Annotated in this window: 8 protein-coding genes and 3 pseudogenes; all 11 read left to right on the forward strand. The window is 32.0% G+C overall.

What is annotated here, in order from left to right; genetic code table 11:
• Positions 1 to 130: 130 nt before the first annotated feature.
• A pseudogene (locus tag B6C99_RS12610) lies at positions 131 to 652 on the forward strand (RHS repeat domain-containing protein); the annotation flags it as partial.
• 377 nt (positions 653 to 1,029) lie between these two features.
• Positions 1,030 to 1,518, forward strand: a complete 489-nt coding sequence (locus B6C99_RS12615; RefSeq protein ID WP_086360148.1) for a hypothetical protein — start codon at positions 1,030 to 1,032, stop codon at positions 1,516 to 1,518.
• 261 nt (positions 1,519 to 1,779) lie between these two features.
• A pseudogene (locus B6C99_RS13790) lies at positions 1,780 to 1,965 on the forward strand (RHS repeat-associated core domain-containing protein); the annotation flags it as partial.
• A 54-nt stretch (positions 1,966 to 2,019) separates the two neighbouring features.
• The gene (locus tag B6C99_RS12625; RefSeq protein WP_086360154.1) at positions 2,020 to 2,271 is read left to right on the forward strand and encodes a hypothetical protein; all 252 of its coding nucleotides are present in this window, start codon (positions 2,020 to 2,022) and stop codon (positions 2,269 to 2,271) included.
• 29 nt (positions 2,272 to 2,300) lie between these two features.
• Positions 2,301 to 2,717, forward strand: coding sequence for a hypothetical protein (locus B6C99_RS12630; protein ID WP_086360149.1), 417 nt, complete (start codon positions 2,301 to 2,303; stop codon positions 2,715 to 2,717).
• A gap of 121 nt (positions 2,718 to 2,838) precedes the next feature.
• Complete coding sequence (locus tag B6C99_RS12635; protein WP_086360150.1) at positions 2,839 to 3,210, forward strand: hypothetical protein; 372 nt, start codon at positions 2,839 to 2,841, stop codon at positions 3,208 to 3,210.
• Positions 3,211 to 3,354: 144 nt separating this feature from the next.
• Positions 3,355 to 3,527 (forward strand): annotated as a pseudogene (locus B6C99_RS13795) (hypothetical protein); the annotation flags it as partial.
• Positions 3,479 to 3,634 (forward strand): hypothetical protein, encoded by a 156-nt coding sequence (locus B6C99_RS13220; protein ID WP_158092485.1) that lies wholly within the window; start codon positions 3,479 to 3,481, stop codon positions 3,632 to 3,634. The pseudogene B6C99_RS13795 and the gene B6C99_RS13220, both read left to right, overlap by 49 nt.
• Positions 3,635 to 3,648: 14 nt before the next feature.
• A complete protein-coding gene (locus B6C99_RS12645; RefSeq protein ID WP_086360151.1) occupies positions 3,649 to 4,110 on the forward strand; it encodes a hypothetical protein in 462 nt (153 codons plus the stop codon).
• A gap of 440 nt (positions 4,111 to 4,550) precedes the next feature.
• On the forward strand, positions 4,551 to 4,721 hold the full coding sequence (locus B6C99_RS13800; RefSeq protein ID WP_371265847.1) for an HNH/ENDO VII family nuclease: 171 nt from the start codon (positions 4,551 to 4,553) through the stop codon (positions 4,719 to 4,721).
• A 1-nt stretch (position 4,722) separates the two neighbouring features.
• The coding region (locus tag B6C99_RS12655; RefSeq protein ID WP_086360153.1) for a hypothetical protein at positions 4,723 to 5,301 on the forward strand (579 nt) is incomplete at its 3' end.

A 5,301-nucleotide genomic window follows, 5' to 3' on the forward strand; every position in this document is an offset into this window, starting at 1 on the left:
GATCTTTTCTCAAGAAAAATATCAAACGTTCTTGCACCGTCATTCAGATTTTTTTTTGAAGAATATGTAAACTTACGGACGTAAATTAAGACTGTCGCAACCAGAGATACTGGGAAACCCTGCAATACGATACCGCTACCTCTATGACGCCCTTGGCCGGCGTATTGAAAAACATCAAATAGACCGCGAAGGAAAACCTTACAACCGTACCCGCTTCCTGTGGGACGGGTTAAGAATGATTCAGGAAACCGGCCCGAATCACCCTACCAGCCTGTATATCTATACAGATCAGAACAGCTACGAACCACTGGCGCGGATAGACACAGACGGCAATCAAGAACAACATATCCGCTACTTCCACACTGACCTGAACGGCTGTCCGGAAGAGCTGACCGACGAAAACGGTAAAATACTGTGGGAATGCAGCTTTCAGTTATGGGGGAAACGGATTCATGAAATTGAGCACGAATCAATAGAGCAAAACCTCAGATATCAGGGACAATATTTAGACAGAGAAACCGGCTTACATTACAATACTTTCAGGTATTATGATCCGGATATAGGTAGATTTACTCAGCCAGACCCGATTGGGTTGCTGGGTGGGTTTAATCTGTATCAGTATGCACCTAATGGGTTGACTTGGATTGATCCGTAGGGTTGGAGTTGTGGTTCTTTAAAACCAGAAAAGGGATATTTTAGAGGAAAAGAGCATGGTATTAAGTGGACGCAAAATGATGCTATTAATAGGGCTATAAGGCAATCACAGAGAACAGGCCAACCTCCTCGACCTCAGGGGAAGTGGGGAAATAAAGCTGATTTAGAATATGCAGGGCAGCAGGCTGCCAAGTTGAAACCGGGTGAAATGAAAGACTTTCCTATTAATCCTGATCATAAATCAGTTGTATATAATGTTGATGGGACAATAGATATTCCAGATATGATTAGAGTTCGAAATAATGGGAATGGTACTTTTCATGGTTTCCCTATAAACTCAAAAACAGCAGAGCCCATTTACTGAGAATATTAGCTATGTTTAGAATAAAAATAAATAACAATGTATTATTAGGTAAAATTGATTATGATGATGAAACTGTTGCTGAGGCAATACATTCAACATACTCTGATTATTCTTATGATATTTCATTATGGTGGAATGATTTTGTTATTCCCTTAGATAGACGTGGTGATATTAGTGAGATGTATAATGATATTATTTTTATGCTTACCGCATTAAAAAGAAATGAACAAGAGTTATCTATATCATTTCTTTCCAGTACGTTCACTGCTGAGTGGTTCATTCAAGTTGAATCTGAAAATTTAAGGATATTACCTAAATGGATCACTGTTGAATTTTCTAATCATCAACCTTGTGATAATAAAGAGGAAACTATTCTTATAGTTCCAACAGTAGAATTTATAAATGAATGGAATAATTTATTAAGGATAATAAAAAATGATTTGATTAAGGTTGGATATAGTGAAAATCTTGAAGGTTTTAATTATTTAAAAACACTATAGATTTATTATTTTAATAATTAAATCTATATAGCCATTTTGATTATAGTTAAATTAAGTTATTAATATAAATAAATAATAAAATATTCTAGCAAAAATTTAACACTTTAAATCCGATTCAATAATTAATTGTCAATATTGATATAATATACTAGTTATATTTCTTTGATATAAGCTATCAAATAATTTAAAAAATCTTTTCTAGTTTGATTATATGCATAATTGTACGCACAGATAATCAAGGAATAAGCAAATTACCAAGTACAGAACCTGAGGTATCAGAGACAGTATTTAAATACAGAAACCGGACTGCACTACAATACTTTGTGGTACTATGATCCTGATACAGCTCGCTTTATGTAAACTGATCCGATTGGATTTCTGGGTGGCTTTAATCTGTATCAGTATGCGCCCAATGCGCTGATTTGGTCTGATCCATGGGGATTGTCGAAGAGTAATCTTATAGATGGTGGTCCCCAAAAACCCCGAATAGTTCGTCGATTTATGTCAAGCAAAGAGTTCAAGAATTTTAAAAGACATGGATTTACATTTGATCCAAAAGACCCTATAGGGGGAATAAGTGCAACTTCAATACATCTAGAGGCAAGAAACCCAGATTATATAAGAAATGCAACCAGTGCCCTAGGAGCAGATTATTATATTGATAATCGTAATTTAGATGTGACATATAAATCACCGACAAAGAAAGGATGGCCAGAATGGAAAATTAGAAGTAGTTTTAATTTCGAATCTTAAGCAATCGTTGGGCATAGAAAGGAAAGAAAATGTTAATAGAAATTTTACAAAAATATTTCGAGGCAAAAGAAAAATTACGGCTAGAACTCAGAAATCACCAAGAGCAAAAATATTTTTTAGATAATATCAGTATTTCTGAAGGGACTTTGTTGTTGGAAGAGTTATTAAGATATAATAAACAATGGAGTATACTTCAATTTGAATTGTTATTAAGACTAAATAAAGATGCAGCATTGGCTTTTATCAAAGATTATTATCTGGAGCAAGATCTGGCAAATCATATTGATAATAAAGTACATAATCTTAAAACAATGTTTACTGAGATTAAAAATATTCTAGGAAAAGAAGAATTAATCAAAGTATTAAAATGCAAAGAATTTCGACCGGCAAACAAAAGAAATAAGAAAGTGAAAGAAGCAATTAAGTTTGCCCTCAATAAAGACTAATGGATTCAATAGAAATATTCTGGATTAGTATAATTTAAATCCTTAATAAGAATGTTAAGGGTATCAATAAACTTAAAGTTTATATATTTGAATATAATATTTTCGAAAAGGAAAAATCAAGATGATAATTGATGCTATTCAAGAATATATCACTGCCTATCATAATTTATCTAAAGCAATAACAAACGATCAGGAAAAGGAATACTTTGTCGAACATGCTGATGTTTCCAAAGCGACTTATTTACTGGAAAATTTAATATCTTCAAAAACTATGTTGCAACCAGCATTCGAATTATTATTAAAAATCAATAAAGAAGAAGCACTAGATATTATAAAATCCTGGTATTTATCTCGGAATATTTCTCGTGCTATTACAGACCCAGTTGAAGATCTTGACATAATGTTTACTGATATAAAGGACATACTGGGTGAAGAAGAATTAGACAAATTATTAAAAAATAAAAAAAAATATGAAAAAAAATATGAAAAATAAGATAATTAAAAGGAGATTAAAAGAAGCGATCAGATTTGCTAAAGAAGAAGATTAATAAATTATTTTAGCTCACAATAAAAAATCTCAAAAATATTCAAATGACGTATAATAAATATACACCCGTGAACTGTTAAATAATCCTGTTACGATGCCGAATATGGCCTGACCGAAGTACGTCGAACAGCTACCATACTGAACGCTATGGCTACGTCTACGATGCCCTCGGCCGGCGGATTGAAAAACACCGGCTGGACCGTGACGGAAAGCCATGCAACCGCACCACCTTCCTGTGGGACGGGCTGCAAATGATTCAGGAAAGTGGCGCAGACAAACTATAGAAGAAGATGTTCAGCTTAGAGATAAAAACAATAAATTTAAAAGAGATGTAAAACATGGGGAAGTATGTTCTAAAGGCAATAAATAATTTTGGAGGTGTATATGGCAGAATGGACTGGTTATTTGTACGAATTTTATACTAATAAACCCATAGATTTCGTATTCTCTGAATGGAAAAAAAAAGTGTCAGCCATTAATTACAAGTACGAATATACTGCATATCAGAATGATAAGTATTATAAGAATGATAAACTTCTATTTTGTTATAAAAATAAAGAAATGTATGAATATCATTTAGAGCATGGTTATAATATTGATATGCAAGGGGAAGGCTGTTTTATGATACAAGCACAAAAAACACCATTCAAAGCAAAGGCAACTTTATTTGAAATCGAAGATGAAAGTAATATTAGTTTTAAACCTTATGATATAGATTTACGTTTTAATAGTTTATTTGCTTACGTACTTGTATTGCCAGAAGAACCTGAAAATTCAAGTTTTAGTCAAAAGATACGCAATCTTTTTATCAGTGTTCTTGATGAGGAAAATGATAGCATTGAATAAAAAGTATTTTTTGTTTCATTATAAGGTTAATTTAGTATCAGAAAAAATAATTCTGAATACGATTTACTGGAGGCTGTGATTTATTATCTTGAACTAGATGATTTTCTGGATTAATAATAAAATCGGCAATATACATGAATAAAAATATTTAATTAAGATAATTTTAATTTTTATTAGTATAAAATTGGATAGTACTATATTCGCACAGATGTCATTATATAAATATAAAGTGAAGAAAAAAGCAACTAAAACCTGATCCGCTTTAATCAGCTGCTCAGCTTCCGCGGACTGAAATATAGCTACGAGGTGACGCTATTGATAAACTGCTCACTAATGGTAATAATCTGTCTTGGGAAGTTGTAAGGAAAAGATATTGGAAAAATCGGTATGAAGCTACAAAAGGAACTTCACAAGAATTCAGTAGTGGAAACCTTGATCGCATTAAAAAGGGAAATGCCCCTCTTGACGCAAATGGCAATCCTATGGAATTACACCATCACAATCCTCAACGCAATGGGGGTGCAAATGTAAACAATCCTATTAATCTTCGTGAAGTTACGAGAGAACAGCACTCTAAACTTGATCCATATAGAAATTTAGGAAATAACTAAAATGGATTCTATGACTATTATTAAAGAATATGTAGAAGGTTCACTTTCTCCACATAATTTTCAAAAAGAACTATATTATAATAAGGATATAGAGAATATTTTATCTGAAGAAACACAATTTCCATCATATATTAAGACCGTAAATCTTTTTTACGCTCTTCTTGAAATTGATTTATTATGCCCATCTGGAGAGCTTGATAGTAAAAGTATGCTCGCATTATTTCTAGAAAAAAGAAATATTAGTTTTGTCTATAATAATAGTGCTAGTAAAAAATATAACTTATTTTTAAAAATTCAACCAAATTGGTTATCTCTCAACGAGTCTTATTTCCAATTAATCATGGAAAAATATAAAAACGAAAAAGGCAAAAATTTAGAAAAAGCCCTAAAATTACAAATTAAGAAAGATTTCAAATTTTTAAAAAATAGACCTAAATGGCTTCAATCTCCTGAGTGGCCAATAATAAATAATAAGCCCCTTTTCTTTATAGGACAAATAGATATAACTGAAATTAGACATGATACAAGTTATTTATACATTTTTTGGGACGTACATACTCAGAAATATACTACTTTAGAT

Source organism: Gilliamella sp. N-G2 (assembly GCF_002142215.1).
In the GTDB taxonomy this organism is placed as follows: Bacteria; Pseudomonadota; Gammaproteobacteria; order Enterobacterales; family Orbaceae; genus Gilliamella.

Bases quoted from the DNA above. Each gene is read 5' to 3' on its own strand.
- B6C99_RS12630 (WP_086360149.1), top strand. From the start codon at position 2,301: ATGTTAATAGAAATTTTACAAAAATATTTCGAGGCAAAAGAAAAATTA.
- B6C99_RS12645 (WP_086360151.1), top strand. From the start codon at position 3,649: ATGGCAGAATGGACTGGTTATTTGTACGAATTTTATACTAATAAACCC.
- B6C99_RS12625 (WP_086360154.1), top strand. From the start codon at position 2,020: ATGTCAAGCAAAGAGTTCAAGAATTTTAAAAGACATGGATTTACATTT.
- B6C99_RS12635 (WP_086360150.1), top strand. From the start codon at position 2,839: ATGATAATTGATGCTATTCAAGAATATATCACTGCCTATCATAATTTA.
- B6C99_RS13220 (WP_158092485.1), top strand. From the start codon at position 3,479: ATGCAACCGCACCACCTTCCTGTGGGACGGGCTGCAAATGATTCAGGA.
- B6C99_RS12615 (WP_086360148.1), top strand. From the start codon at position 1,030: ATGTTTAGAATAAAAATAAATAACAATGTATTATTAGGTAAAATTGAT.